Here is a 25,495-nt window from a genome sequence, read left to right as displayed (position 1 = left end):
CCGCCCGGCGGCCTATGCCATCGGCGCTCCCCGATTATCCAGCCGACAGGGCGGCGCTCGCCGGCCCGGCCGCGGTCGGCGGCGGGGCGGCGGACGCGATGGATTCGTTCGCGGCACCGCCTGTCGCTTCGGCGGATGACGCCGCCAGCGCCGATGCCGCGGCGGCGGCCTTGGCCTGGGCGATCTGCTCCAGCCGGCTGCGATATCCGGCGACGGCGGTGGACACTTCTTGGGCCATCGCCTCGAGCGGGCGGTCGGGATCGACGGCCTGCATCAGGGCGCGGGACAGCGCCTGCAGCTGATCGCGGTCGTCGGCGGAGACGGGACCGGTTTCGGCGGCAGCGCGTACCTTGTCGGCCAGGGTCTTGATGGCGCGGGCGACCGCCTCAACCGGGGCATGGTCACCATCGTCGCCCAGCCGGCGCAGCAGATCGTCCAGAAAGCCGCCGATGCGGCCGACATGGTCGATGGACATGCGGTCGGGAACCGGCCGCGCCAGACCGGCCAGGGCGAATTCGACCAGGAAGGCGACCTGGATGCTGGCGCGCAGCCGCTTCTGGGTGGTGACGGTGGCGATCGCCTCGTTCAGCCGCATTCGGGCGCCGGACTGGGACCACTGGCCGGTCGCCTTCAGCCGCAGCGTGTTGGGGGCGTCCAGCACCGGCACCTGCGCGCCCTCGCGCGGGGATTTGCGGCGGTCGGGACCGGTGTAGTCGGCGGTGACGACGAAGCCCTTGCGTGCCTCGATCAGGCTGACGATACGCTCGCGCACCTGCTTGGGCGACACCGGCTTCATCAGCAGGTCGTCGCCGCCGGCATTGGTGACGCGGGTCAGCAGAGCCGGGGTCGGCGCCCAGGTGGTGACGATGACGCAGGCAAACGGGTTGGGCACCGCCGGTTCGTTGCGCAGGGCGCGGATGAAGCGGAATGCCTCCGAATCCTCGCCGTCGGCATCGACCAGCACCAGATCGGGCATGGCCGCGGCCAGCAGGCCGGCGGCGGCCTTCACCGAATCGAACAGCTCCACCCGGCGGAAGCCCAGCCGGATCAGCACGTCGCGGAACACGCGCGCGGTGTTGAGCTGGCTGTCGATGATCGCGGCGTCGACCTGCGAGAAATCGTAATCCGGCATCGTCCTACCCGAAGCTCCGCTGCCGCTGTGACGGGAACGCGCGGCGCAGCGTAACACGCTTTGTCTCCGCCCGTCGCGGTAGCATCTCCGACGGGGGGATGGACAGTGGGCAAAGGATCGCAGGGCGACGCGCCATCGGTTTCATGCCCGCCCCTCACATGCCCGGCTGCTCCACCAGGGTGAAGACCAGGACGGTCCGACTGTCGACCAGGGCCGAGCGTCCGGCCAGATGGATGCGTTCGTCCCCTGCCCCATCGGCGACGCGGGTGTCGAGCACGCAGCGCCAGCCCCGGCCGCCCGGCACGTCGGGCAGGGTCACGGTCAGCACGTCGGCATGGGCGTTCAGCACGATCAGCAGGACGCCGTCGGACAGCGGCTGGCCATCCGGGCCGACATGGGTGCCGGCGCGGCCGTTCAGCAGCAGGACGATGCAGCGCGCCTGGGTGTTGCGCCAATGCTCCGCCGTCTTTTCCACCCCCTGGGCGTTGTACCAGACGATGTCCTTCAGCCCGTTGGCCGCCACCTCCCGCCCATGCAGGAAGAGCGGACGGCGCAGCACCGGATGGACGCGGCGCAGCGCGATCAGCCGGCGGACGAAGGACACCAGCGTCCCGTCGCGCCTGGACCAGTCGAGCCAGGTGATGTCGTTGTCCTGGCAGTAGGCGTTGTTGTTGCCGTCCTGGCTGTGGTCCAGCTCGTCACCGGCCAGCATCATCGGCGTGCCCTGCGACAGCATCAGCGTCGCCAGCATGTTGCGCTTCTGCCGGGCCCGCAGTTCGGTCACCGCCGGATCGTCGCTCGGCCCCTCCACCCCATGGTTCCAGGAGCAGTTGGAGGAATGGCCGTCGCGGTTCTCCTCACCGTTCGCCCAATTGTGCTTGTCGTTGTAGGAGACAAGATCGTGCAGGGTGAAGCCGTCATGGGCGGTGATGAAGTTCACGCTGGCCCAGGGACGGCGCCCACGCTTCTCGAACAGGTCGGCGGAGCCGGCGATGCGCCCGGCCAGCTCCGGCAGCATGCCGTCGTCGCCGCGCCAGTAGCGGCGCACGGTGTCGCGGTAGCGGTCGTTCCATTCCGCCCAGCCCGGCGGGAAATTGCCGACCTGATAGCCGCCGGGACCGACGTCCCACGGCTCGGCGATCAGCTTGACGTCGGCCAGCACCGGGTCCTGCCGCACGGCGTCGAGGAAGCCGGAGCCGGGATCGTAGCCGTAGGGCTCCCGCGCCAGCACGGTGGCGAGGTCGAAGCGGAAGCCGTCGACATGCATCTCCGTCACCCAGTAGCGCAAGGAATCCATCACCATCTGGACCACGCGCGGGTGGCTGAAATCCAGCGTGTTGCCTGTGCCGGTGTCGTTGATGTAGTAGCGCGGGCTGTCCGGCATCAGCCGGTAGTAGCTGAGATTGTCGATGCCCTTGAAGGACAGGGTCGGCCCCAGATGGTTGCCCTCGGCGGTGTGGTTGTAGACGACGTCGAGGATGACCTCGATCCCCGCCTCGTGCAGGCGGGCGACCATCGTCTTGAACTCCGACAGGACGCCGGTGTTCATGTAGCGCGGCTCCGGCGCGAAGAAGCCGATGGTGTTGTAGCCCCAGTAGTTGGTCAGGCCGCGGGTGACGAGATGCTGCTCGTCGGCGATGGCCTGGACCGGCAGGAACTCCACCGAGGTGATGCCGAGCGCGCGCAGATACTCGATGACGGTCTGGGTCGACATCCCGGCGAAGGTGCCGCGCAGATGGGCCGGCACCTCCGGGTGGCGCATGGTGAAGCCGCGGACATGGGTCTCGTAGAGGACGGTGTCGGTCCAGGGGACGCGGCGGTGGCGGTCGTGGCCCCAGGTGAAGGCGCCGTCCACCACCCGGCATTTCGGCATGCCGCGGGCGTTGTCGCGCCGGTCGAAGGATAAGTCCTCCTTCGTCGAGCCGACGCGGTAGCCGTAATGGGCATCCGACCATTTGAAGCCGCCGAACAGCGCCCGGGCATAGGGGTCGATCAGCAGCTTGTTCGGGTTGAAGCGGTGGCCCTCCTCCGGCTCGTAGGGGCCATGAACACGGTAGCCGTAGAGCAGGCCGGGCCGGGCGTCGGGCAGGTAGCCGTGCCAGACCTCGTCGGTGTGCTCCGGCAGGGTGATCCGCTCGACCTCGCGCTGGCCGGTCTTGTCGAACAGGCAAAGCTCCACCCGTTCGGCATTGGCGGAGAAGAGCGCGAAATTGACGCCGAACCCGTCCCAGGTGGCGCCGAGCGGATGGGGCTTGCCGGGCCAGACCGGGGTGCGGGCGGGGATGGAGGGCATCAGCGGGCGGCCTGTGTGGTGATGTACTTCGACGTGATCGTCAGGGCCGCTGATCCGGCGGGTCGCCGGTTTGCAGGCCGGCGAATGGAACGTTTGGAACAGTATGAAACGGTTTTCGAAGCCTGTTCCATTGTTCCACGCCCCCGTTGCCCTGCCGTAGACGCGTACGGGCTCCGCCGGCGGCACGTCGCCTCGCGGTTTATCCGCCGGGACCGCATCGCATCGGTAATGGAGGGAAGACGGGTCCTATCGACCATCAGCCAGCGCACGCCTCACCGGTTCCCCAAAAAGACACAAGGGATCCAATAAGAAAGCCTCCCCCCGGCGTCGTCAAGGGAGGTTGGCAAAGTGGCGTGGCTGTTGCGGTGCGTGCTTCCCTCTCCCGGAACGGGAGAGGGAGTCTTTCCCTACTCTGCCTTCCGCTCCAGGATCAGCGTCGACAGCGGCGGGATGGTCAGGTCCAGCGAGTGGGTGCGGCCGTGCCAGGGCATCTCCTCGGCATAGACGCCGCCGCCGGGGTTGCCGAGGCCGCTGCCGCCGTATTTGCCGTCGTCGGTGTTGATCCGCTCCACATAGCGGCCGGGCAGCGGAACGCCGACACGGTAGCCCTGGCGCGGGACGGGCGTGAAGTTGCACACGGCGATGACGATGTGGCCGGACTCGTCGGCCTTGCGCAGGAAGGTGAAGACCGAGTTCTCGTTGTCGTTCGATTCGATCCACTCGAAGCCGGACGGGTCGCAGTCGGTCTTGTGCAGCGGCTCCAGCTCGCGGTAGACGCCGTTCAGGTCACGCACGAGGTCGCGCATGCCGCGGTGCATCGGCTGGTCCAGCAGGTGCCAGTCCAGGCTGCGCGCCTCGCTCCACTCGTTCCACTGGGCGAACTCGCCGCCCATGAACAGCAGCTTCTTGCCGGGATGAGCGAACATGAAGCCGTAATAGGCGCGCAGGTTGGCGAATTTCTGCCAGTCGTCGCCCGGCATCTTGTTGATCAGCGAGCCCTTGCCGTGGACCACCTCGTCATGGCTGAGCGGCAGCACGAAGTTCTCAGAGAACTGATAGATCAGCCCGAAGGTCATCTGGTGGTGATGGTAGCGGCGGTGGATCGGATCGTTCTGCATGTAATGCAGCGTGTCGTGCATCCACCCCATGTTCCATTTGTAGCCGAAGCCGAGACCGCCGAGATATGTGGGCTTCGACACCATCGGCCAGGAGGTCGATTCCTCCGCCACCGTCATGGCGCCCGGCTGCTGGCCATAGACCAGCTCGTTCATGCGCTTCAGGAAGGCGATGGATTCCAGGTTCTCGCGCCCGCCGAACTTGTTGGGGATCCACTCCCCTTCCTTGCGGCTGTAGTCGAGATAGAGCATGGAGGCGACGGCATCGACGCGCAGGCCGTCCAGCTTGTACTGGTCGAGCCAGAACAGAGCGTTGCCGAGCAGGAAGTTCTGCACCTCCGTCCGGCCGAAATTGTAGATCAGGGTGTTCCAGTCCTGGTGGAAGCCCTGGCGCGGGTCGGCATGCTCGTAGAGATGCGTGCCGTCGAAATCGCCCAGCCCATGCGGGTCGGTCGGGAAATGACCCGGCACCCAGTCGAGCAGAACGCCTAGGCCGGCGCGGTGACAGGCGTTGACGAAATCCTTGAAGTCCTCCGGCGAGCCGTGGCGGGCGGTCGGCGCATAGAGGCCGATGGGCTGGTAGCCCCAGGAGCCGTCGAACGGATGCTCGGTGATCGGCAGAAGCTCGATATGGGTGAAGCCCATGTCCTTGGCGTAGGGGATCAGCCGCTCCGCCAGCTCCTGATAGGTCAGGAAGCGGTTGTCCTCCTCCGGCACCCGCGCCCAGGATCCCAGATGGACCTCGTAGATCGAGATCGGCGCGGCGCGGTCGGAGGTGGCGACCTTGCGGCTCTGCCAGTCCTGGTCGCGCCATTCGTAGGGCGGCAGGCCGTGGACGACCGAGGCGGTGGCCGGACGCATCTCCGCCTGGAAGGCGTAAGGGTCGGCCTTGGCCGGCATCAGGTTGCCGTTGGGTCCGCGGATCTCGAACTTGTAGCGCTGGCCGGGACGGGCGCCGGGGACGAAGATCTCCCACACGCCGACCTCGACACGCCGGCGCATCGGCAGGCGGCGGCCGTCCCAGTTGTTGAAGTCGCCGACGACGCTGACGCTGCGGGCGCTGGGCGCCCAGACGGCGAAGGACACGCCGGCGACGCCGTCGACCTCGCGCGGGTGGGCGCCCAGCTTCTCGTAATTGCGCAGGTGGGTGCCCTCGCCCAACAGATGGACGTCCAACTCGCCCAGCATGTTGCCGAAGCGATAGGCGTCCTCGAACTCCTGGGTCGCCAGCGGGTATTGCGCGCGCAGACGGTAACCGAAGCGCTCCGTCCGGTCGGGCAGCACGGCCAGGAAGAAGCCATCCGGGTGGATGCGCTCCGCCTCGCCCGCCGGCTCGCCGGTAGCGCTGTCGATCACCCACAGCCGCTCGGCACCGGGCACGAAGGCGCGGACCTCCACCGGGCGGCCGGCGGCCTCCTGCTGCATGCCGAGCACGGCGAAGGGATCGCCATGGTCGGCCCGCGCGATGGCGTCCGCCGCCGCGCGCAGGGCCTCGGCCCGATGGTCGGTGGGGCGCTGATCGCCGTTACGGCTTTCGGGGACGCCGGTCTGCGCCTGATCCTTGCGGGTATCCGTCGTCATGTCGCTCGCCATTGGCCAAGTGCCCTTCTTCGTGGAGGCCCTGTCGTCTTCATGGACCGTTGATCGTTCACCGTCCAGCCGGATCACCGCGGCGGCCTTGCCCCCACCCTAACCCTCCCCCGCTGGGCGGGGGAGGGGACGTCCGCCGCTTCGCAAAAGGCACCCTCTCCCGCGAAGCGGGGGAGGGCTGGGGTGGGGGCAAGGTTGGCACAGTCCGCCTTCGCGGGAATGAGGGCCGACGCAGGGAACGCCTTCTCCGGAGGTGAACATACCCGCGGCGGTTTCGTCACACCATTCCCGCCGCGGATTTGCCCGCCTACCCCTTCGCGCCGGCCTCCTGCGCGTCGTCGAGCAGGCCGAGCACGCCCTTGACCGGGATGCCGATCCAGTTGGGCCGGTTCGCCGCCTCGTAACCGATCTCGTAGAAGGCCTTTTCCAGCAGGAACAGGGTCAGCAGGCCGCGCGCGGTGCCGGCAGCGGACGGCCAGGCCGGGCAGCCCTCGATCACCGAGCGGTAGCCGTCGAGGAAGGACTCGACGCTGCGGCGCTCCCAGTCGCGGGCGGCGGCCAGCGCCGGGCTGTCGCCGCTGTTGGCGCCCTCGCCGGCGCTGTCCAGCCGGAACAGAGCCGCCCAGGCGGCATAGTTGAAGGAGCGCAGCATGCCGGCCACGTCGCGCAACGGGCTGGATTTGGCGCGGCGTTCTTCCAGCGTCTTGGCCGGTTCCCCTTCGAAATCGAGGATGTACCAGTCGTTCTGCGCCCTCACGACCTGCCCCAGGTGATAGTCGCCATGGATGCGGGTCTTGACGCCGTCGGCCGGCATCGACGCCAGCGCCGACAGCCGGTCCATCGCCTCTGCCCGGCGGGACAGGAGCTGTTCGACATCGGCGCGCACGTCGGCCGGCAGGCGGTCCAGCGTTCCCGGCAGGGCGGCGAAGGCGGCCTCCGCCTGGACGCGGGCGGCATCGGCCCAGCGCGCCAGATCCTCCGACGTGATCGGCTCCGGTTCGAAGGCAGCGTTACCGGTGCTCTGCGCCAGCGCCCGGTGCAGTTCGGCGGTGCGCTGCCCCAGCGTGGTCATCATCACCAGATGCATGCCGAAGGGCTCGCCCGATTCGGCGGCGTCCTCGGTGGTGCCGGCGACGCCCAGGCGGATGTCCTCCAGCTGGCGTTCAAGCTCCTCCACCGTGCTGGCCCAGCCGTCGCCCTGGTTGCGGACGAAGGCCTGGGCCACCGCCAGCGCCGTCGGCGTGCCGTCGGCCGCGACCTGTTCCACCGTGCCCAGCAGGGCTGGCGTGTTGGCGAAGCCGACCTCGGTCAGGAAGCGGCCCATCTCGACCTCGGGATGCTCGCCCTCCACCAGACGGCGCAGCACCTTCAGCACGATCTGGCTGTCGACCAGGACGGAGGTGTTGCTCTGCTCGACGCCCAGCCGGCGCACCTCGGCCTGTTCCGACAGTTCGATGGCGCCCAGCGCCTCGGTCGGGGTGAAGCGGACGGTGTCGTCGCCGGCGGTGGCCTTCAGCGTATCGCCGCGGCGCAGCGCCTCGATCAGCGCCAGGGCGAAGCCGTCGGCCTGCACGGCGTCATAGATGGCGCCGGTCCTGGGCCCCCGCCGCACCTTGCCCAGCGTGTAGGGCAGCAGCGGCCAGCCGGTGCCGCCGGCCCCGTCCTCCCAGCTCATCGCCAGCGGCAGGAAATAGCTCTGGTCGGCGGCGGCTCCATCGAGGCCGACCTGCGCCCGGACCAGCATGAAGCCCTCGCCCGGTCCCGGAAGCTGGGTGGCGAGCGTGACGTGCGAACGGGTGATGCGGCGATCCTTGGCGGAGAACCAGCGCTGCTGCGGCAGGAAGGACTGCAGGATGTCGCGGCCCAGCTCGTCCGCCGCCTTGCCGCTGGTCAGGCTGTGCCAACCGTCGCGCACGACGACGGTCAGCAGGTCCGGCACCGGCTCCGGCGGGGTCTCGTGCCAGGTCGGCAGCTCCGCCTCGGCGGTCAGGGCGAACCAGTAGAAGCCGTAGGCCGGCAGGGTCAGCAGATAGGGAAGGTCGCCGACGGGCGGGAAGACGGTGCGGCCCAGCAGTTCGACCGGGATGCGGCCCTTCCAATTCTTCAGGTCCAGTTCCACCGCCTGGGCCGAGCGCGACAGGTTGGCGACGCAGAGCGCGATCTCCTCGCCGTTCTCCGTCTCTAGGCTGCGGACATAGGCCAGGACCTTGCGGTTGCCGGGGTAGAGCAGCGAGAAGCTGCCGCGGCCGAAGCTCTGCCGCTGCTTGCGCACCGCCACCAGCCGCTTCATCCAGTTCAGCAGCGAGGAGGGGTTGCGCGCCTGCGCCTCCACATTGACGGCCATGAAGCCGTAGATCGGGTCGAGCACCGCCGGCAGATAGAGCCGGGCCGGGTCGGCGCGCGAGAAGCCGCCGTTGCGGTCGATCGACCATTGCATCGGCGTGCGCACGCCGTCGCGGTCGCCGAGATAGATGTTGTCGCCCATGCCGATCTCGTCGCCGTAATAGAGCACCGGCGTGCCGGGCATCGACATCAGCAGGCTGTTCAGCAGTTCGATCTTGCGGCGGTCGTTCTCCAGCAGCGGGGCGAGGCGGCGGCGGATGCCGAGGTTGATCCGCATGCGCCGGTCGGCGGCGTAGAAGTTCCAGAGATAGTCGCGCTCGCTGTCGGTGACCATCTCCAGCGTCAGTTCATCATGGTTGCGCAGGAAGATGGCCCACTGGCAGTCGGCCGGGATGTCCGGGGTCTGGCGCATGATGTCGGCGATGGGATGCCGGTCCTCCATCGCCACCGCCATGTAGATGCGCGGCATCAGCGGAAAGTGGAAGGACATGTGGCATTCGTCGCCGCCCTTCTCCGGATCGCCGAAATAGGGCAGCACGTCCTCCGGCCACTGGTTGGCCTCGGCCAACAGCATGCGGTCGGGATATTCGGCATCCAGCGCGGCGCGGATCGCCTTCAGGACGTCATGGGTTTCCGGCAGATTCTCGTTGTTGGTGCCCTCGCGCTCCTTCAGGTAGGGGATGGCGTCGAGCCGCAGCCCGTCCACACCCATGTCCAGCCAGAAGCGCATGACCTTCAGCACCTCTTCCAGAACTTCGGGATTGTCGAAGTTCAGGTCGGGCTGGTGCGAATAGAAGCGGTGCCAGTAATAGGCGTTGGCGACCGGATCCCAGGTCCAGTTGGACTTTTCCGTGTCGCAGAAGATGATGCGCGTGCCCTGGTATTTCTGGTCGCTGTCGGACCAGACATAATAGTCGCGGTGGTTGGAGCCGGCCGGCGCTTCCCGCGCGCGCTGGAACCAGGGATGCTGGTCGGAGGTGTGGTTGATGACCAGCTCCGTGATCACCCGCAGGCCGCGGTTGTGGCATTCCTCCATGAAGCGCCGGAAATCGTCCAGGTTCCCGTAGGTCGGGTTGACCGAGGTGTAATCGGCGATGTCATAGCCGTCGTCGCGCAGCGGCGACGGATAGAAGGGCAGAAGCCATACCGCCGTCACTCCCAGCTCCTGGATGTAATCCAGCTTCTGGGTCAGGCCGGCGAAATCGCCGATGCCGTCATTGTCGGCGTCGAAGAACGCCTTGATGTGCAGCTGGTAAATGACGGCGTCTTTGTACCAAAGCCGGTCCTGCCGATCGATCATGGGTCGAGCACTTTCGAGAAGCGTTTGACGGAACACGTGTCGCGGGAACACGGGACGGAAACAAGCCACCCGGTCGAAGGTTTCATCCGAAGGGCCATCAGACAACCCCTGACTTCCGGATAGGCGGGACGGCAAAAGCCAGGACGTACAAAGATCAGAGGGAGACTGCCGGAGGTCCCGGGCAACCGTTCAAAAGCGCAGCAATCCGGACTGGACATAGATTGACGCCGAAGGGTTATCCAGGCAGGGTAGGTATAAGCACAACTTTACGCCTATGGCGTATCGGATAAATCATGTTGGGTTCCTTCATCGTCGTCACCGGCGGCGATAACCGCTACCATCCGCTGATCCGCGAGCTGATCGCGTCGCTGCGGGCGTTGAAGCCGGCGGCGGACTGCCCCATCGGCGTGATCGACGCCGGCCTGACGGACGGGCAGATCGCCGAGCTGAAGGCGCAAGGCGCCGCGGTGGTGACGCCGCCCTGGCCGGTCAGCATCCCCGCGCACAAGCTGCGCAACCGCATCCACCTGAAGGCCAACCTCGCCAAGCTGCACCTGCCCACATATTTCCCCGGCTACGACACGGTGATCTGGATCGACGCCGACGCCTGGGTGCAGGATTGGGAGGCGGTGGAGATGCTGCGGCGGGGGGCGGCGCTGAACCGCTTCGCCATCGTCGCCCAGTTCGGCCGCTTTTCGGAGACGGAGCTGCGGCTGGACTGGCTGTTCGGCCGCTTCGCGCGGGTGCGCTCGATCCTCTATAAGAACTCCAGCCGCGCCGGGCTGACCACCGCGGAATGCCGGGCGCTGGCGACCCGCCCGACGCTGAATGCCGGCGCCTATGCGCTGAAGTCCGACGCCCCGCATTGGGAGGCGTTCCAGCGCTGGCAGAAGCGGGTGCTGCGCAAGGGCCGGCTGTTCACGTCGGACCAGTTGGCGATGGCGGGCGCCATCTATCTGGACGGGCTGCCGGTCGAGCTTCTGCCGGAATGGTGCAACTACATCGGCCCCTGGCGCTTCGACCCGGAGCGGCGGGAACTGGTGGAGTATTACCTGCCCAACCGCCGCCTGGGCATCGTCCACATGGCCGGCGAGGACGCCATGCGCGCCGACCCGTCGGTGCTGCGCCCGGTGCTGGACATGCAGGACCGCCCGCACCAGCTGAGCCTGCGCTACCCGGCCTGGGAAGTGCCGGCGGTGGAGCGGGTGGTGGAGGCGGTTTAGCGGCGCCTTCCGACATTGCCCATTGGAAGCGGGTACAGCCTTCGGCGGCACCTGTTTTGACGAACCTCCGATTTTGCGTTATACCGCTTCCAGAAACGCGCGGAGGTTGATATGAACCTTGAATTACACAGACATCGTGCTGAGGCGGCATGGCCAGTCCTCGCAAAAGCCGCCGAACGGAACTCGCTTCTCACGTATAAGGAGCTGAGCGACGCCATTGGTGTTCACTGGCGTGTCGCGAACCTGTACCTCGGCATAATTCAGAAATACTGCAAAGAAAAAGACCTTCCTCCGTTGCAATCTATTGCGGTCAACGCAAAAACAGGGCTACCTGGAAATGGATATTCCGGCAGCTCCAACAACAAGAAGGCGCACAATACGGTGTTGGCGGACGTTTACAAGCATGATTGGTCAAATCATTTGCCTGATTTTTCGAACGTCAAATTTTAGTCAATTAAATGCATCGTGGGCGTTGTCCGTGCGTCGGAGAGCCGCTCACTCCTACAACTATTACCTCACCCGATCGCCAGCCGCGCCAGATCGCGCACCGCGCGATCGAGCGTCGCCGGGTCGTGAGCGGCGAAGCCGAGGAGGAGGCCGTTGCCGGTGGTCCCGGCGCCGGCAGCCAGATCGGCGGCGCGGTGGTAGCTAGACAGGCACGGCGTGGTCAGGCCGATGCGGGCGGCGCGCTCCGCCAGGAGATGGTCAGGGCAGTCGGGAGGCAGGCGGAGCAGGATGTGCATGCCGGCCTCCCCCGCCTCGGCGCTGGCGAAGCCGGCAAAGGCGTCGGCGATCGACCCCAGGATGGCGGTGCGCTTGGCGGCGTAGAGGGAGCGCATGGCCCGCAGGTGCGAGGCGAAATGGCCGTCGGCCAGGAAACGGTGTAGCGCCGCCTGCGGCACCACGCTGGTCCCGCCGTCGAAATGGCGGCGCGCGGCGCGCACCGGCTCCACCAGATCGGGCGGAACCACGACATAGCCGAGCCGCAGCGCCGGGAACATCACCTTGCTGAAGCTGCCGACATAGATGACGCGGCCGGCGCCGTCCAATCCCTGGAGGGCGGCCAGCGGCGGGCCGGCATAGCGGAACTCGCTGTCGTAATCATCCTCGACGATCCAGGCGTCGCGGGCCGCCGCCCAGTCGAGCAGGCGCAGGCGGCGCGCCAGGCTCATGGTCACGCCCAGGGGGAACTGGTGGGAGGGGGTGACCAGCGCCAGCCGGGCGCCGGCCCCATGGGCCATGCCGGCGGCGACGTCGATGCCCTCGCAATCCACCGGCACCGGAACCAGCCGCGCCCCGGCGCCCAGCAGGGCGGCGCGGTTGCCGGGCCAGCCGGGTTCCTCCACCCAGGCCTCGTCGCCCGGGTCGAGCAGCAGCTGCGCCATCAGTGCCAAGCCCTGCTGCGCACCGGAGACGATGACGACCTGCTCCGCCTCGCAACGCACGGCGCGGACGGCACGCAGATAGGCGGCGATCTCCGCCCGCAACGGAGCGTAGCCGAGCGGGTCCGGATCGGTCGCCAGCGTCCGTCCGCCATGGCGCCAGCAGCGGCCGAGCAATTGTGCCCACAGCTCGGCGGGAAAGGCGCCGAGGTCCGGGGTGCCGAGGGCGAAGGGCCGTCCCGCCCGGTCGCGGGCGATGGCCGGCGCCTCCGCCAGCGTCCGGCCGCGGGCGGACAGGCCGACGCCGCGCCGCGCCTCGTCACGGGCCGGAGCGCCACCGGGCGCCGCATCGGGAAGCGAGGACGCGACGAAGGTGCCGGCCCCCACCCGGCCGCTGACGTAACCTTCTGCCAGCAACGTGTCGTAGGCGGTGACCACCGTGTTGCGCGACAGCCCCCACTCGGTGGCGAGCGCCCGGCTGGGCGGCAGACGCTCGCCCGGACGCAGGCGGCCGTCCAGCACCGCCTGACGCAGCGCGCGGTAGAGTTGGCGGTGCAGCGGCTCCGCTCCATCACGGTCGAGCGCCACCGGCCCAAGGCTGGACAGAACCGGACGCGCCGGGCGGGCCATGGCGAGCCTCCCAGGAGTGTAGAGAATTGGCCCCTAAGGAATCGGCATTCCGGACCTTTCGAAGGAGCCATTCTGCCGGCCATTCTGGGCCATCGCAACAGTTCCGGCCTTGAGCACGACCATGACCAGCCTTCTCACCGATTCTCCCGCCGCCTTGGCCCAGACACCGCGCACCCGGCCGGTGCGGTTGGGCGACCGTGGCAGCCATGACGTCGCCCTGATCCATTCCATCATCGACGAGGCGCCGATCTGCCACGTCGGCTTCGTCGACGACGCCATCAAAGGCCATGGCCAGCCCTCCCCCATGGTGATCCCGACGGTTCCCTGGCGGGTGGGGGACGAGCTGATGATCCATGGCGCGTCCTCCAGCCGGATGATCCGGCGGCTGCAGGAGGGGGGCGAGGCCTGCATCACGCTGTCGCTGATCGACGGGTGGGTGCTGGCGCGCTCGGCCTTCCATCATTCCGTCAACTACCGCTCGGTCATGCTGTTCGGCCGGCCGCGGCTGGTGGCGGAGGAAGCGGAGAAGCGCGCGGCGCTCGACGCGCTGATGGAGAAGATCGAGCCCGGCCGCAGCGCCAAGGTGCGGGCACCCAATACGCAGGAGCTGAAGGCCACGTCCGTGCTGGCCTTCCCCATCGCCGAGGCGTCGGCCAAGCGGCGCTCCGGCCCGCCGGGCGACGATCCGGAGGATATGGACCACCCGGTGTGGGCGGGCGTGCTGCCCCTGCGGTTGACCGCCGGCGAGCCGGAACAGGACCCGGCGCAGGTTGGGGGCTGATAGCAGTCCGAAACGGAAAAAGGCCGCGACCGGGAAGCCCGGCGCGGCCTTTTTCTTGCGGTTTCTCGCGCTGGCGGGATGGCCGGTCCGATACCCCCGGAACGGCCCCCTGCCAACCGTCCTTAGGACGACGGAGCGTTCAGCAGGCGCGGCAGGATCTGCGCACGACGGTTGGACGGCTCGCGGACGTTCGGACCGGTCTGAACCAGCAGCTGGCTCTCGCCCTTGCCCTGGGTCGTGATGTTGGCGGCCGGGATGCCCTTGGCGACCAGGGCCTTCTTGACCGCGTCGGCACGACGCACCGACAGCTTCTGGTTGTAGGCCGGCGACCCCGAGGTGTCGGTGTGGCCGACGACGTTGATCTTGGCGCCACCGTTCTTCAGGATGGCCGACACCGCGTCACCGATCACGCGATCGGCGGCCGGGGTGATGTTCGACTTATCCCAGTCGAAGAACACCAGATATTCGCTCTGGACCGCAGCGACGGCGGCCGGAGCCGGAGCAGCGGCGGCCGGCGGGCACGGATAGCTGCCCTGGTGGATGACGTAACCGCCGTCACCGGTGCGGGCGGCGACGTTGCCCCAGCCGATGACCGGGTTGCACCACTCGGTGCCCTTGCCGACCAGGCTCGCGTCCTGGGCATTGGCGGCCGCCGACAGACCGAAAGCGACGATGGCGGCCGGGATGGCAGCCAGACCCGCGCGAACAATAGTCTTCATTGTCTTCACTCCCTTCCAGAACCCTTCCCCATCAGAGTGCCTGCGGGGGATGAACCTATCAATCGAAGCATCAGCCCACGTGCAAGCGCGGCAGCGACCTTTCCAACATGTGGTGTGCGGCGACGTTCCGACACCTCAGCCGTTCGGCCGAACCCGACCTGTACCTTGACCTATGCTCCACTTCCATAGCAGCTTTTCCGGTAGGTTTCCGCCAAATCCGTATAACGGTGGCTGAGCACAGGAAAAACCGCGAGATCCTTTTCCGTAAGCTCGCGAACCGGTCTAGCAGGGCTGCCGGCCCACAAGAATCCGGACGTCACCCGCTTTCCGGGCGTCACCAGAGCACCGGCCGCGACCATCGCCCGCGACTCGACATAGGCCCCATCCAGGATGCAGGCCTTCATGCCGATGAAGCAGCCGTCTTCCAGCGTGCAGGCGTGCAGCAACGCCATGTGGCCGACGGTGATGTCGTCGCCGATGTAGGTGCCCTGCCCTTCAGAGGCCACGTGGATCACGGTGCCGTCCTGAATGTTGGTGCGAGCGCCGATTCGGACCTCGTTGACGTCTCCACGCACGGTGCAGCCGTACCAGATGCTGCTGTTCGCCCCGATCACGACATCACCGATCACCGCCGCCGTTTCCGCGATGAACGCGGTCGGGTCGACGGTGGGCAGGATGCCGTTGAAGGCGCGGACAAGGCCGGTCATCAGGTCGTACCGAAGTCGTGCATGACGGGCGGGATTGAAACACCGTAAGGCTTAAGGCACCACCTGATTTCGCATTGACAGGCCAAAGCAAATCCCGATTGGTGCCTCTGTGCAACAGTGCGGACAGGGGGCCACAACGCCGTCACAGCCCCTGCCCGCACCGTTCGCGGTAGCCGATTACGGGAAAAGCGGCGCCTGATCGATGCCGGTCGTCTCGCCCAGCCCCATCATGACGTTCATGTTCTGGATGGCCTGCCCCGAGGCGCCCTTCACCAGATTGTCGATGACCGACACGATGATGGCGCTGCGCGGCGCACGGTCGGCGACCACGCCGATCAGATTGTGGTTGGAGGCGCGGACATGGCGCGTCGCCGGCACCACGCCGGCCGGGGTCACGCCGACGAAGGGTTCGTCGGCATAGCGGGCGGCCAGCGTCGCGCGCAGGTCGTCGGCGGTGACGCCGTCGGCCATGCGGACATAGATGGTCGCCATCATGCCGCGGTTCATCGGCACCAGATGCGGGGTGAAGGAGACGGTGACCGGACGGCCGGCGGCCAGCCGCAGTTCCTGCTCGATCTCCGGCATGTGGCGGTGGTGGCCGACGCCGTAGGCGTTGAAGCCCTCCGACACCTCGGTGAACAGGTTGGCCTGCTTGGCGTCGCGGCCGGCGCCCGACACGCCGGACTTGGCGTCGATGATGATGCCGCCCGGCTCGATCTGGTTTTCCAGCAGCAGCGGCAGCAGCGGCAGCAGCGAGCAGGTCGGGTAGCAGCCCGGATTCGCCACCACCCGCGCCTTGCGCACGCCCTGGCGGTTGAACTCGGTCAGGCCGTAGGCGACCTCCTTCTGCAGGTCGACGGCGCGATGCTCATGCCCGTACCAGGTGGCGTATTCGGCCGGATCGCTCAGGCGGAAATCGGCGGACAGGTCGACCACCTTCAGCCCGCTGGGCAGACCGGCGATCACCTCCTGCGTGGTGCCGTGCGGCAAGGCGCAGAAGATGAAGTCCAGGTTGTCCCACTTCAGCTCTTCGATCTTCACCAGATCGGGCAGGCCATAGCCGCCCAGATGCGGGAACACCTCCGCCATCGGCTTGCCGGCCTGTCGTTCGGCGGTCAGCGCGGCGATCTCCACGTTCGGGTGGCGCAGCAGCATGCGCACCAGTTCGGCGCCGGTGTAACCGGAAGCGCCCAGGATGCCGACGCGGATCTTCGAACCGCCGGAAGTGCTGATCGAGGCCATGAAAGCGTTGTCCTTCGCTTGACGGGAGGAGCGTTGAGGCTTGGGTAGGCGTGAGGGTAAAGGCAAAAAGAAAGGGGCGCCCCTTTCGGGACGCCCCTCGCTTGTACCGTAAAGCCGCGGGCCCGTGTAGGGATTAGCGCTTCGAGAACTGGAAGCTGCGGCGGGCCTTGGCGCGGCCGTACTTCTTACGCTCGACCGTACGGGCGTCGCGGGTCAGGAAGCCGGCGGCCTTCAGCGGCGGGCGCAGGGCCGGCTCGAAGTAGGTCAGCGCCTTGGAGATGCCGTGACGGACGGCACCGGCCTGGCCCGACAGACCGCCGCCGGCAACGGTGGCGACCACGTCGAACTGCTCCGAGCGCTCGGTCACGCCGAACGGCTGGGCGATCATCATGCGCAGAACCGGACGGGCGAAGTAGACCGACTGGTCGCGGCCGTTCACGGTGACCTTGCCGGAGCCCGGCTTGATCCACACGCGGGCGACGGCGTCCTTGCGCTTGCCGGTGGCATAGGCGCGGCCCTGGGCGTCCAGCTTCGGAGCGGCGAGCTCCTCGGTGACGGTCGCGGTGGCGGCGGCGCCCGTCAGTTCCTTGAGGCTGGAGAGGGTGGTGGTGACCTGAGCCATTATTACGCGCTCCGCTTATTCTTCGGGTTCAGGGCGCCGATGTCGAGGGCGACCGGCTGCTGCGCATCGTGCGGATGCGTGGCGCCCTTGTAGACCTTGAGATGGGTCATCTGCTGGCGGCCGAGCGGACCGCGCGGAACCATGCGCTCCACGGCCTTCTCGATCACGCGCTCCGGATACTTGCCGTCCAGGATCTGGCCCTTGGAGCGGCCCTTGATCCCACCCGGATAGCCGGTGTGCCAGTAGAAGATGTCGGCGTCGCGCTTGTTGCCGGTCAGCTTCACCTTCTCCGCATTGATGACGACGATGTTATCGCCGCAATCCATGTGGGGGGTGTAGGTCGGCTTGTTCTTGCCACGCAGGATGTTCGCCAGGATGCTGGCAAGCCGCCCGAGAACGAGGCCGTCGGCGTCGACGACGTACCACTTCTTCTCGATTTCGGTCGGCTTCAGATTGAAGGTCTTCATCGCCACACTCGTTTCTTCGAATACGGATCGGCTGGCCGCCGATACCGGGGCGCCGAAGCGGACGGCTTTCTACGGGTCGGAGCATGCCTCTGTCAACGGAAAAATTTCCGTTTGTTTTCAGTAGCTTGCAAGCGCGGTAATTGGATACCGCTCAGGCAAACCCATTGATCCGAAAGGATTTTTTATGAAGCCTCTTCCATGCGGTAATGTGATACCGCGACGGTGACGGGGGCGTGCGGCGGGATGGAGTAGGTTCCGGTGACGTGGGCGACCGGCTCCGGATCGCCTTCGGAGAACAGCAGGATCTCGCCATAGGCCAGCCGCTTGCCGAGCTTCAGGACGCGCGCCTCGGCGATGATGGCGACGGGCGGCGGGCGGCGCAGGAAGTTGATGGTCATGCTGGTGGTCACCGCCAGCTCGACCCGGCCGATCAGGCTCAGCACCGCTCCATAGAGCGCCACGTCGGCCAGCCCGAACATCGCCGGGCCGGTGACGGTGCCGCCGGGACGGACGAAATCGTCCTTGTAGGGCAGGCGCAGGCGAATCGTCCCGGCGCCCAGGCTTTCGACGACGATGCCGAAATTCCCGACCAGGGGAACCCCCTCGCGGATCAGCTCTTCCAGTTCCTCCCTGGTCATGGCGGGAGTGGGGGCGGGAGCGGCGTTCTGTGCGGTGTCGACGGCGGACATGGACCCTCGGCCGGTGATCTCTGTTGGACCACCGGACTGTGCGCCATCCCGGCCATTCGGACAAGTATGGTGCCGCTATTCCGCCGGCTTCGGCTCTGCGGGGGGCGGCTCTACCGGGGTGGGGTTCGCGGGCTCTGGAGCCGCCGCGGGAGCGGTATCGGTGGGGGCGGTATCGGTGGGAGCGGTCAGGCGGATCGGGCCGCCGCCGCTGGCGGGCTGCGCCGGTTCGGTGGCGGACTGCTCCGCCGGAGAGGGTGCCGCCGGAGCGGCCGGTTCGGCGGGCGGGGCGAGCGGGACCGCCTTGATGTCCGATTTCGGAGTTTCCGGCCGCAGCGCATCGGGCCTGGGTGCGTCCGCCTTGGGCGAATCGGCCTTGGCGGGCGCGGGATCGGCCGGCGTGGAATAGTCGGGGACGATGCGGGCCTGGCTGCCGGTGATGACCAGCACCTTCTGGCCGATCGGCAGCGGCTGCGGCTCCTTCTGGGTCAGCGACAGCAGATCGCCGTTCGATTTGCGGACGATGTATTCCCAGCCGGTGGTGTCGCCGGCGATGTGCTCCATCGCCGTGCCCAGCAGGCCGCCGATCGCCGTGCCGCCGACGGTGCCCAGCGCGGCGTTCATGCCGCCGGACCCCACCTGCGCCCCCAGGATGCCGCCGGCCGCCCCGCCGCTGACCGCGCCGACCGTGCCGTTGGCGCTGATCGCCACCTGACGGAATCCGACGACGACGCCCGGCTCCACCTTGTTGGCCTGCTGGACCGCGTTGGAGGCGTAAGTGTTGGGGGAATAGTCGGAGGTGCAGCCCGCAAGACCGCCGGCCGCGGCGATGAACAGGCAGAAGGAGACCGATCGGAACACGGGGGAGCCATCCGTTTTGAAACCCGCCGAGTTTCTTACGGCAAAGCCCCCCAGCTCGTCACCGGGCAAAATCCGGACACGGCCGGAAGGCTGCGTTGCAGTGCAGCGATGGCCGGCCGGGGGCTCGCCGATCACGCATACCGCTTCCGCCATAATTCAAAGGGGCGGAGCGTCGGCCACCCGTGTCCCGCACCGGCGGGGAAGTGCCACGACCGGGACACGGACGCGCGGTTGCCGGACACACGGTATCGCGGGGAAATGGTGGGCATGATCCGCACACGCATCCCCGCCGAAACCACCCCTGCAAGAGGGCTCCCCACCATGCCTGTCACCCTGCCCGGCTCCGTGGGCGCGGTGGTCGTCCTTATCCTCGTGCTGGCGGCGCTCGCCGGCTGGCGCCGGGCGGAGCCGGAGGACCTGTCCGGCTGGCGCGCCGAACGGCTGGCGACCTTCCAGCACTGGCAGGCGGGCAGTCCGACCGGCGAGATCTGGGACCATCCCGACGCCCCGGTCCTGGTGTCGCTCCCCGCCGGCAGTTATCTCCAGGGTTCGCCCGACTCGGAACGGGAGCGCTTTCCCGACGAGCCGCGGCAACACCCGGTGTCGATCCGGCACCCCGTCGCCATCGGCAAGTATCCGGTCACCCGCGGCGAGTACGCGCGGTTCATCCAGGACAGCGGCTACAAATCGCGGACGACCTGCCGCGGCTATGCCGGCGAGACGGAACTGTTGCCGCGCTGGCATTTCTCCTGGCGCCGGCCGGGCTTCGACCAGACGAACCGGGACCCGGCGGTCTGCATCAGCTGGTACGACGCCCGCGCCTATGTGGACTGGCTCAGCCGGCGGACCGGCAAGCACTACCGTCTGCCGACGGAGGCGGAGTGGGAATATGCGGCCCGCGCCGGCACCCGGACCGCCCGCTGGTGGGGCGACGATCCGGCAAAGGGGTGCGACGCGGCGAACGGCGCCGACCTGAGCGCCAAGGACCGCTTCACCGACTGGGAGGTCGCGAACTGCCGCGACGGGGCCCTGTTCACCGCGCCGGTCGGCAGCTATCGCCCCAACGGCTTCGGCCTCTACGACATGCTCGGCAATGTTTGGCAGTGGGTGGAGGACTGCGCGGCGGATGGCGGCGGGAAATGCGCGCAGCGGGTGATGCGCGGCGGGTCGTGGCACAGCAACCCGCGCTATGTCCGCTCGGCCGTCCGCCGGATCGACGGGGCGGAGATCGGCTATGCCGCCTACGGCATCCGCGTCGCCCGCGATCCCTGAGACCCCGCTCCGGCCGCTTCAGTCACGCAGGACGGCCAGCGCCGACAGCCCGTCCACCGCATGGTCGAGGAAGGCGCGGACCCGGCCGGGCATCAGCCGCGCCGTCGGCACCACGACATGGACGGGCAGCGGCGCCGGCTCGGTGTGCGGCATCAGGCGCACCAGCGTGCCGGCGGCGAGATCGTCGGCGACCTGATAGGACAGCGGCCGGGTGACGCCGCACCCGTCGCGGGCGGCCAGCAGCGCCGGTTCGATGTGGCTGACCGACAGCCGCGGGACGACCCGGACCACCCGCTCCCGCCCGTCAACCAGGAAGCGCCAGTCGGGTGGCCGGGGCCGAGCGGTCGACAGGATGATGTCGTGGTCGGCCAGATCCTCCGGCGTCGAGGGCGTCCCGCGCAGCGCAAGATAGCCGGGGCTGGCGACCAGATAACGCCGGACCTGCCCCACCCGCCGGGCGACGAGGCCCGAATCGGGCAAGGGGCCGATGCGGATCGCCACGTCCAGCTCCTCCTCGATCAGGTCGAGGTTGCCGTCGGACAGCACCAGCTCGACCCGGATGTCGGGAAAGGCCCGCATGAAGTCGAGGACCAGCGGCGTCACATGCTTGCGTCCGAACATCACCGGCGCGGTAACGCGCAGCCGCCCGCGCAGCGGCCGGTCGGTGCCGGTGGCGGCCAGCGCCTCGTCATAGTCGGCGAGAAGCCGGCGCGCCTGCTCGGCCAACCGCCGGCCGGCGTCGGTGGGCGCGAGGTTGCGGGTCGTCCGCTCGATCAGCCGCAGGCCCAGCCGCTCCTCCAGCCCGGACAGCGCGCGGGTGACCGCTGGCGCCGACCGCCGCAGCCGCTTGGCCGCGCCGGCGAGGCTGCCGGCCTCCAGGATCGCCACGAAGATCGCCAGTTCGTCCAGCCGGTCCACAATTCTTCCGATTTCTGAAACGGTCCCTTTTGATCAAAGCGCATTCCTGCCGATGCGCGCAAGTGGTTGGATATGGGCATCCGCGAAACAGTCATCGCAAAACACCACCAAAAGGGACCTGTCCGATGAGCACCACCGCCGAACCCGCCATCACGCTCTACGGCACGCCGCTGTCGGGGCACAGCCACCGGGTGGAGGCCTTTCTGAACATCCTCGGCCTGCCCTACCGCTTCGTCGAAGCCGGTGCCGAGTTGCGGCGGTCGGAGAGCTTCCTTGCCCTCAACCCCTTCGGGCAGATCCCGGTGCTGGTCGACGGCGACCTCGTGCTGCCGGACTCCGTCGCCATCCTGGTCTATCTCGCCGACCGCTACGACGCCTCCGGCCTGTGGAACCCGAAGGCGCCGGAGGACGCGGCGCGGGTGCAGCGCTGGCTGTCGGTCGCGGCGGGCGACCTGCGTTTCGGGCCGGCGCTGGCACGCATCCTGACGCTGTGGGGCGGGGCCGCGTCGCTGACCGACGCGCAGGCGGTCGCCGGGCGCGTCCTGCGCTTCATGGACGGCCATCTGGCAAACCGCGACTGGCTGGCGGCGGAGCGGCCAACCATCGCCGACATCGCCTGCTACGCCTATGTCGCCCGCGCGCCGGAGGGCCGCATCCCGCTCGATCCCTATCCGGCGGTTCGCCGCTGGCTGGAGCGGGTGGAAGCGATCCCGGCACTGACCCCGATGCCGCAAAGCGCCATTCCGCAAACCGCCTGAACGTTTTCCCTGTTGATGTCAGGAGCACGGTCATGGACCAGGACCGCATCCCCGACCCCTTCCATCCCGGCGAGCGGGAGGCGCAGGCGCGGGCCGGGTTCCGCGTGCCGTCGGCGCCGATTCGCGACCGGCTGATCCCCCAGCATCAGCAGTTTTTCCCGCTGCTGCCCTGGCTGCTGGTCGCCGCGCGTGACGAAGCCGGCGACCCGGCGGCCGGGGTGCTGACCGGCGCCCCCGGCTTCGTCTCCGCCGCCGACCCGCGCACGCTGTGGGTGCGGCCCGACCACGGTGCATGGCAGCCCTGGCCGACCGGGCCGGCGGTGGGGGAGCCGGTGGCGGCGCTGGGCATCGACCCCGCCACCCGGCGGCGCAATCGGGTGAACGGCCGGGTGGCGGCACGCGACGGGACGGCCTTCGCCATGGCGGTTGAGGAGAGCTTCGGCAATTGCCCGCAATACATCCATGTCCGCCGGGCGGAGGAGGAGGCCCCCTCCCCCGCCGGGGCCGTGGAAGCGCTGGCCGGGCTGGACGGCGAGGCCCGGCGCCTGATCGGCACGGCCGATACCGCATTCGTCGCCTCGGCCTCGTCGGCGGGGCGTGACGGCCGGCTGGACATGTCGCACCGGGGCGGGCCGGCGGGTTTCATCCGGATCGAGGGCGACCGGCTGATCGTTCCCGACTATGCCGGCAACCGTTATTTCAACACGCTGGGCAACATGCTGCTGAATCCGCGCGCCGGGCTGCTGCTGGCCGACGACGCCAGCGGCGACGTGCTGCACCTGACCGGGGCGGTCGCCATCGATTGGGAGCCCGACCCTGCCCTGCCCAACGCCCAACGGAGCTGGAGCCTGCAGGTGGAGCGCGGATGGCGGCGGAAGGCGGCGATCCCGCTGCGCTGGAAGAAACCGGAGGAGCGCACCGGGATACCGTGACGCAAGCGTCACGCGACCGTCGCCAAGCGTCCGGATCTGTGCTTCGATGACGGTTCCATGACACTTGATGGATGGGTGTGTCGATGCGCAATTCCGCCTGTTCCGGGCGCTGGTCGCTGCTGTCCGGTGCGGTTGTCCTCTCCCTTCTCGCCGGGCCGGCTCTTGCGGCCGATTCTGCTCCCCAGAACGACCTGCTGAACGCCGAGCTGTGGATGCAGCGGTCGGTCGAATACAAGGCCAATGCGCTGGCGGTCTATGCGCTGGGCCGGATCCAGCTGGACAAGGCGCTGGCCGACAAGACCTGGACCGCGGCGACCGAGCAGACCGGCAATTACCAGGAGCTGCCGCCGGCCGTGGTGCTGGACCTCGACGAGACGGCGATGGACAACTCCGCCTATCAGACCGGTCTGGTGACCAGCGGCACCGACTTCTCGCCGAAGACCTGGGACGCCTGGGTGCGGGCGGAAAAGGCGACGGCGGTGCCGGGCGCGGTGGAGTTCACCCAATATGCCGAATCGAAGGGCGTCAAGGTCTTCTACGTCACCAACCGCAGCGCCGATCAGGAGGAACCGACCCGCCGCAACGCGCAGGCGCTGGGCTTCCCGATGGGCGGGAACGTCGATACCTTCCTGATGTCGAAGGAAAAGCCGGAGTGGGGTTCGGCGAAGAGCGCGCGGCGCGCGGTCATCGCCAAGGATTACCGGATCGTCCTGCTGTTCGGCGACAATTTCGGCGACTTCACCGACGCCGCCAACGGCAGCGAAGCGGAGCGGATGAAGGCCTATGAGGCGGTGAAGGAGCATTTCGGGCGCGATTGGCTGATGCTGGCCAACCCCGGATACGGCTCGTTCGAGAGCGCGCCCTATGGGCATAATTTCAAACTGTCGGCGGACGAGAAGCGGGCCAGGAAGATCGGCGCGCTGGAACCCTGGGTGCCGCCGGCCCAGTAAGGGCGTGACGGGGGTGCGCCGGATTTAAAAGATCAGGCGCACCGCCTGCACGATCACCACCCAGGGCGCGCCGATCATCACGGTCCACACCGCCAGTCGCGGCAGGCCGCTCATCTTGCGGACCTTCGGTTCGGCGGAGGGGGTGGCTTCGAACGAGGCGGCGTTGTAGATCGACATGGCCTGCTGCTCCATGAGCAAGATGACGGTGAGGACATCTTGCGGTTTCGATCCTTAACGACCATTAAAGAGCGCCGCCTGCGAAGCCGATGTTTGCGAATTACCTCGACAGGCTAAGAATACCCCGAAATTGCGCGGGGCCGTGGGGCGGTATCACCACCACGGCACCGCGGAACGCGGAACGCGGTCTTACGGCTTCGCGACATGCCAGACATTGTTGACGCCGTCACCGGTGGCGTCGCCCGGCTTCATGTCCTTGGCCCAGGTGTAGAGCGGCTTGCCGTTGTAGGCCCACTGGTGGCTGCCGTCGTCGCGGGTGACCACGGTGTACTTGCCCATCGGCTTGGCGGAGGCGGGAGCCATCAGCGGCGGCCAGTTGGTCGCGCAAGGCCCGTTGCAGGCCGACTTGCCGGCGCTGTCCTTGTCGAAGACGTAGAGCGTCATGCCCTTCGCGTCGGTCAGGACGGGACCCATCGCGGTCTTCCCCATCATGGCGGGTTCCTTGTCCTGCGCGAAGGCGGGCGCGCCGAACAGGACGGCTCCCAGGCCGATGGCGGCGGCGGTGACACGGAGTGCGGACGTCATTGTTGCGGTTCCTCCCCAAAACCGGCCCGCCGGACGACGGACCCGATGGAGGAAGGACGCACCCGGAGGCGCGGTTATTCCGTAAGCATCATTCCGCAGGCATCACACCGTCAGGTATTTGCGCACCTCCTGCTCGTCGAGCCCGCTGCGGGGGCCGGACAGCATGACCTCGCCGCGTTCCATCACCACCCAGTCGTCGGCGAGGTCGCGGGCGAAGTCGAAATACTGCTCCACCAGCAGGATCGCCATGGTGCCCTTGTCGCGCAGGTAGGAGATGGCGCGGCCGATGTCCTTGATGATGGAGGGCTGGATGCCCTCGGTCGGCTCGTCCAGCACCAGCAGGCGCGGGCGCGTCACCAGGGCGCGGCCGATGGCGAGCTGCTGTTGCTGCCCGCCCGACAGGTCGCCGCCGCGGCGCTCCAGCATGGATTTCAGCACCGGGAACAGCTCGAACACCTCGTCGGGGATCGAGCGCTGCGAGCGCGGCAGCGGGGCGTAGCCGGTCAGCAGATTTTCCCGCACCGTCAGCAGCGGGAAGATCTCGCGCCCCTGCGGCACATAGGCGATGCCGCGCCGCGCCCGGTCGGCCGGCGCCATCTTCGTCACGTCGGCGCCGTCCCAGCCGATGGAGCCGCCGGACACCGGCTTCAGCCCGACGATGGCGCGCAGCAGGCTGGATTTGCCGACGCCGTTGCGGCCGACCAGACAGGTGACCTTGCCGATTTCAGCCTTCATGGAAACGCTGCGCAGGGCCTGGGCGGCGCCGTAATGCAGATCGAGAGAGCGAACGTCCAGCATCTTGGGATCTCC

General features: G+C 68.1%; 23 protein-coding genes. 7 read left to right on the top strand and 16 right to left on the bottom strand.

Annotated features, from left to right (window positions below):
* Positions 1 to 34: 34 nt before the first annotated feature.
* From PWS46_RS18015 to treS, 4 genes are all read right to left on the bottom strand, one after another.
* Positions 35 to 1,132, bottom strand: a complete 1,098-nt coding sequence (locus PWS46_RS18015) for a response regulator (protein ID WP_434622706.1) — start codon at positions 1,130 to 1,132, stop codon at positions 35 to 37.
* A 154-nt stretch (positions 1,133 to 1,286) separates the two neighbouring features.
* On the bottom strand, positions 1,287 to 3,425 hold the full coding sequence (glgX, locus tag PWS46_RS18010) for a glycogen debranching protein GlgX (RefSeq protein WP_434622704.1): 2,139 nt from the start codon (positions 3,423 to 3,425) through the stop codon (positions 1,287 to 1,289).
* A gap of 407 nt (positions 3,426 to 3,832) precedes the next feature.
* Positions 3,833 to 6,133 carry a 1,4-alpha-glucan branching protein GlgB gene (gene glgB, locus PWS46_RS18005; RefSeq protein WP_434622702.1) on the bottom strand — a complete coding sequence of 767 codons (2,301 nt, stop codon included), beginning with the start codon at positions 6,131 to 6,133 and terminating at the stop codon, positions 3,833 to 3,835.
* Positions 6,134 to 6,437: 304 nt separating this feature from the next.
* Positions 6,438 to 9,773 (bottom strand): maltose alpha-D-glucosyltransferase, encoded by a 3,336-nt coding sequence (gene treS / locus PWS46_RS18000; RefSeq protein WP_434622700.1) that lies wholly within the window; start codon positions 9,771 to 9,773, stop codon positions 6,438 to 6,440.
* Between the two features lie 293 nt (positions 9,774 to 10,066).
* Between treS and PWS46_RS17995 the strand changes: the two genes are divergently transcribed.
* Both PWS46_RS17995 and PWS46_RS17990 read left to right on the top strand, forming a co-directional pair.
* On the top strand, positions 10,067 to 10,996 hold the full coding sequence (locus PWS46_RS17995) for a glycosyltransferase (protein WP_434622698.1): 930 nt from the start codon (positions 10,067 to 10,069) through the stop codon (positions 10,994 to 10,996).
* Between the two features lie 111 nt (positions 10,997 to 11,107).
* Complete coding sequence (locus tag PWS46_RS17990) at positions 11,108 to 11,446, top strand: hypothetical protein (protein WP_434622697.1); 339 nt, start codon at positions 11,108 to 11,110, stop codon at positions 11,444 to 11,446.
* A 65-nt stretch (positions 11,447 to 11,511) separates the two neighbouring features.
* Here the strand turns inward: PWS46_RS17990 and PWS46_RS17985 are convergent, their stop codons facing one another.
* Complete coding sequence (locus PWS46_RS17985; protein ID WP_434622695.1) at positions 11,512 to 13,008, bottom strand: PLP-dependent aminotransferase family protein; 1,497 nt, start codon at positions 13,006 to 13,008, stop codon at positions 11,512 to 11,514.
* 121 nt (positions 13,009 to 13,129) lie between these two features.
* On the opposite strand from PWS46_RS17985, the gene PWS46_RS17980 reads away from it, so the two are divergent.
* Positions 13,130 to 13,789, top strand: a complete 660-nt coding sequence (locus PWS46_RS17980; protein WP_434622693.1) for a pyridoxamine 5'-phosphate oxidase family protein — start codon at positions 13,130 to 13,132, stop codon at positions 13,787 to 13,789.
* A gap of 122 nt (positions 13,790 to 13,911) precedes the next feature.
* Here PWS46_RS17980 and PWS46_RS17975 read toward each other — a convergent pair whose 3' ends face one another.
* The 7 genes from PWS46_RS17975 to PWS46_RS17945 all read right to left on the bottom strand — a co-directional run bounded on the left by PWS46_RS17975 (position 13,912) and on the right by PWS46_RS17945 (position 19,093).
* A complete protein-coding gene (locus PWS46_RS17975) occupies positions 13,912 to 14,508 on the bottom strand; it encodes an OmpA family protein (RefSeq protein ID WP_149200235.1) in 597 nt (198 codons plus the stop codon).
* Positions 14,509 to 14,678: 170 nt separating this feature from the next.
* Positions 14,679 to 15,215, bottom strand: coding sequence for a gamma carbonic anhydrase family protein (locus PWS46_RS17970; RefSeq protein WP_085084238.1), 537 nt, complete (start codon positions 15,213 to 15,215; stop codon positions 14,679 to 14,681).
* Between the two features lie 177 nt (positions 15,216 to 15,392).
* The gene (gene argC, locus PWS46_RS17965) at positions 15,393 to 16,457 is read right to left on the bottom strand and encodes an N-acetyl-gamma-glutamyl-phosphate reductase (protein ID WP_434622690.1); all 1,065 of its coding nucleotides are present in this window, start codon (positions 16,455 to 16,457) and stop codon (positions 15,393 to 15,395) included.
* 133 nt (positions 16,458 to 16,590) lie between these two features.
* Complete coding sequence (gene rpsI, locus PWS46_RS17960; protein WP_109075171.1) at positions 16,591 to 17,079, bottom strand: 30S ribosomal protein S9; 489 nt, start codon at positions 17,077 to 17,079, stop codon at positions 16,591 to 16,593.
* 2 nt (positions 17,080 to 17,081) lie between these two features.
* Entirely contained in the window at positions 17,082 to 17,546 is a 465-nt protein-coding gene (gene rplM / locus PWS46_RS17955; RefSeq protein WP_109075170.1) for a 50S ribosomal protein L13, read from the bottom strand.
* 182 nt (positions 17,547 to 17,728) lie between these two features.
* A complete protein-coding gene (locus PWS46_RS17950; RefSeq protein ID WP_434622689.1) occupies positions 17,729 to 18,235 on the bottom strand; it encodes a PaaI family thioesterase in 507 nt (168 codons plus the stop codon).
* Between the two features lie 75 nt (positions 18,236 to 18,310).
* Positions 18,311 to 19,093, bottom strand: coding sequence for a glycine zipper 2TM domain-containing protein (locus tag PWS46_RS17945; RefSeq protein ID WP_434622687.1), 783 nt, complete (start codon positions 19,091 to 19,093; stop codon positions 18,311 to 18,313).
* Between the two features lie 321 nt (positions 19,094 to 19,414).
* On the opposite strand from PWS46_RS17945, the gene PWS46_RS17940 reads away from it, so the two are divergent.
* Entirely contained in the window at positions 19,415 to 20,365 is a 951-nt protein-coding gene (locus PWS46_RS17940) for a formylglycine-generating enzyme family protein (RefSeq protein WP_434622684.1), read from the top strand.
* An 18-nt stretch (positions 20,366 to 20,383) separates the two neighbouring features.
* Here PWS46_RS17940 and PWS46_RS17935 read toward each other — a convergent pair whose 3' ends face one another.
* Positions 20,384 to 21,283 carry a LysR family transcriptional regulator gene (locus PWS46_RS17935; protein WP_434622682.1) on the bottom strand — a complete coding sequence of 300 codons (900 nt, stop codon included), beginning with the start codon at positions 21,281 to 21,283 and terminating at the stop codon, positions 20,384 to 20,386.
* Between the two features lie 125 nt (positions 21,284 to 21,408).
* Between PWS46_RS17935 and PWS46_RS17930 the strand changes: the two genes are divergently transcribed.
* From PWS46_RS17930 to PWS46_RS17920, 3 genes are all read left to right on the top strand, one after another.
* Positions 21,409 to 22,041: a glutathione S-transferase family protein gene (locus tag PWS46_RS17930; RefSeq protein ID WP_434622680.1), complete on the top strand. Its 633-nt coding sequence runs from the start codon at positions 21,409 to 21,411 to the stop codon at positions 22,039 to 22,041.
* 32 nt (positions 22,042 to 22,073) lie between these two features.
* Positions 22,074 to 22,973: a pyridoxamine 5'-phosphate oxidase family protein gene (locus PWS46_RS17925; RefSeq protein WP_434622678.1), complete on the top strand. Its 900-nt coding sequence runs from the start codon at positions 22,074 to 22,076 to the stop codon at positions 22,971 to 22,973.
* 83 nt (positions 22,974 to 23,056) lie between these two features.
* Complete coding sequence (locus PWS46_RS17920; RefSeq protein ID WP_434622676.1) at positions 23,057 to 23,923, top strand: 5'-nucleotidase, lipoprotein e(P4) family; 867 nt, start codon at positions 23,057 to 23,059, stop codon at positions 23,921 to 23,923.
* Positions 23,924 to 23,947: 24 nt separating this feature from the next.
* On the opposite strand, the gene PWS46_RS17915 is transcribed toward PWS46_RS17920, so the two are convergent.
* The 3 genes from PWS46_RS17915 to urtE form a co-directional block, all read right to left on the bottom strand.
* Positions 23,948 to 24,100: a hypothetical protein gene (locus PWS46_RS17915; RefSeq protein ID WP_199230908.1), complete on the bottom strand. Its 153-nt coding sequence runs from the start codon at positions 24,098 to 24,100 to the stop codon at positions 23,948 to 23,950.
* A gap of 189 nt (positions 24,101 to 24,289) precedes the next feature.
* A complete protein-coding gene (locus tag PWS46_RS17910; RefSeq protein ID WP_434622674.1) occupies positions 24,290 to 24,685 on the bottom strand; it encodes a COG4315 family predicted lipoprotein in 396 nt (131 codons plus the stop codon).
* 102 nt (positions 24,686 to 24,787) lie between these two features.
* Complete coding sequence (gene urtE / locus PWS46_RS17905) at positions 24,788 to 25,483, bottom strand: urea ABC transporter ATP-binding subunit UrtE (RefSeq protein ID WP_109075161.1); 696 nt, start codon at positions 25,481 to 25,483, stop codon at positions 24,788 to 24,790.
* Positions 25,484 to 25,495: the final 12 nt, after the last annotated feature.

Origin of the sequence: Azospirillum sp. B2RO_4 (genome assembly GCF_051124815.1) — a bacterium.
Lineage (GTDB): Bacteria > Pseudomonadota > Alphaproteobacteria > Azospirillales > Azospirillaceae > Azospirillum.
Note: the sequence above shows the minus strand (reverse complement) of the source record. Positions and strands in the feature narration are given on the sequence as shown.

What these genes read in the sequence shown, in the direction of transcription:
- glgX (WP_434622704.1), bottom strand. Translation starts at nt 3,425, where the DNA reads ATGCCCTCCATCCCCGCCCGCACCCCGGTCTGGCCCGGCAAGCCCCAT.
- PWS46_RS17950 (WP_434622689.1), bottom strand. Translation starts at nt 18,235, where the DNA reads ATGTCCGCCGTCGACACCGCACAGAACGCCGCTCCCGCCCCCACTCCC.
- PWS46_RS18015 (WP_434622706.1), bottom strand. Translation starts at nt 1,132, where the DNA reads ATGCCGGATTACGATTTCTCGCAGGTCGACGCCGCGATCATCGACAGC.
- PWS46_RS17990 (WP_434622697.1), top strand. Translation starts at nt 11,108, where the DNA reads ATGAACCTTGAATTACACAGACATCGTGCTGAGGCGGCATGGCCAGTC.
- PWS46_RS17980 (WP_434622693.1), top strand. Translation starts at nt 13,130, where the DNA reads ATGACCAGCCTTCTCACCGATTCTCCCGCCGCCTTGGCCCAGACACCG.
- PWS46_RS17970 (WP_085084238.1), bottom strand. Translation starts at nt 15,215, where the DNA reads ATGACCGGCCTTGTCCGCGCCTTCAACGGCATCCTGCCCACCGTCGAC.
- PWS46_RS17925 (WP_434622678.1), top strand. Translation starts at nt 22,074, where the DNA reads ATGGACCAGGACCGCATCCCCGACCCCTTCCATCCCGGCGAGCGGGAG.
- PWS46_RS17910 (WP_434622674.1), bottom strand. Translation starts at nt 24,685, where the DNA reads ATGACGTCCGCACTCCGTGTCACCGCCGCCGCCATCGGCCTGGGAGCC.
- treS (WP_434622700.1), bottom strand. Translation starts at nt 9,773, where the DNA reads ATGATCGATCGGCAGGACCGGCTTTGGTACAAAGACGCCGTCATTTAC.
- PWS46_RS17985 (WP_434622695.1), bottom strand. Translation starts at nt 13,008, where the DNA reads ATGGCCCGCCCGGCGCGTCCGGTTCTGTCCAGCCTTGGGCCGGTGGCG.
- urtE (WP_109075161.1), bottom strand. Translation starts at nt 25,483, where the DNA reads ATGCTGGACGTTCGCTCTCTCGATCTGCATTACGGCGCCGCCCAGGCC.
- PWS46_RS17940 (WP_434622684.1), top strand. Translation starts at nt 19,415, where the DNA reads ATGCCTGTCACCCTGCCCGGCTCCGTGGGCGCGGTGGTCGTCCTTATC.
- rplM (WP_109075170.1), bottom strand. Translation starts at nt 17,546, where the DNA reads ATGAAGACCTTCAATCTGAAGCCGACCGAAATCGAGAAGAAGTGGTAC.
- PWS46_RS17975 (WP_149200235.1), bottom strand. Translation starts at nt 14,508, where the DNA reads ATGAAGACTATTGTTCGCGCGGGTCTGGCTGCCATCCCGGCCGCCATC.
- glgB (WP_434622702.1), bottom strand. Translation starts at nt 6,133, where the DNA reads ATGGCGAGCGACATGACGACGGATACCCGCAAGGATCAGGCGCAGACC.
- PWS46_RS17915 (WP_199230908.1), bottom strand. Translation starts at nt 24,100, where the DNA reads ATGTCGATCTACAACGCCGCCTCGTTCGAAGCCACCCCCTCCGCCGAA.
- PWS46_RS17920 (WP_434622676.1), top strand. Translation starts at nt 23,057, where the DNA reads ATGCGCAATTCCGCCTGTTCCGGGCGCTGGTCGCTGCTGTCCGGTGCG.
- PWS46_RS17995 (WP_434622698.1), top strand. Translation starts at nt 10,067, where the DNA reads ATGTTGGGTTCCTTCATCGTCGTCACCGGCGGCGATAACCGCTACCAT.
- rpsI (WP_109075171.1), bottom strand. Translation starts at nt 17,079, where the DNA reads ATGGCTCAGGTCACCACCACCCTCTCCAGCCTCAAGGAACTGACGGGC.
- argC (WP_434622690.1), bottom strand. Translation starts at nt 16,457, where the DNA reads ATGGCCTCGATCAGCACTTCCGGCGGTTCGAAGATCCGCGTCGGCATC.
- PWS46_RS17930 (WP_434622680.1), top strand. Translation starts at nt 21,409, where the DNA reads ATGAGCACCACCGCCGAACCCGCCATCACGCTCTACGGCACGCCGCTG.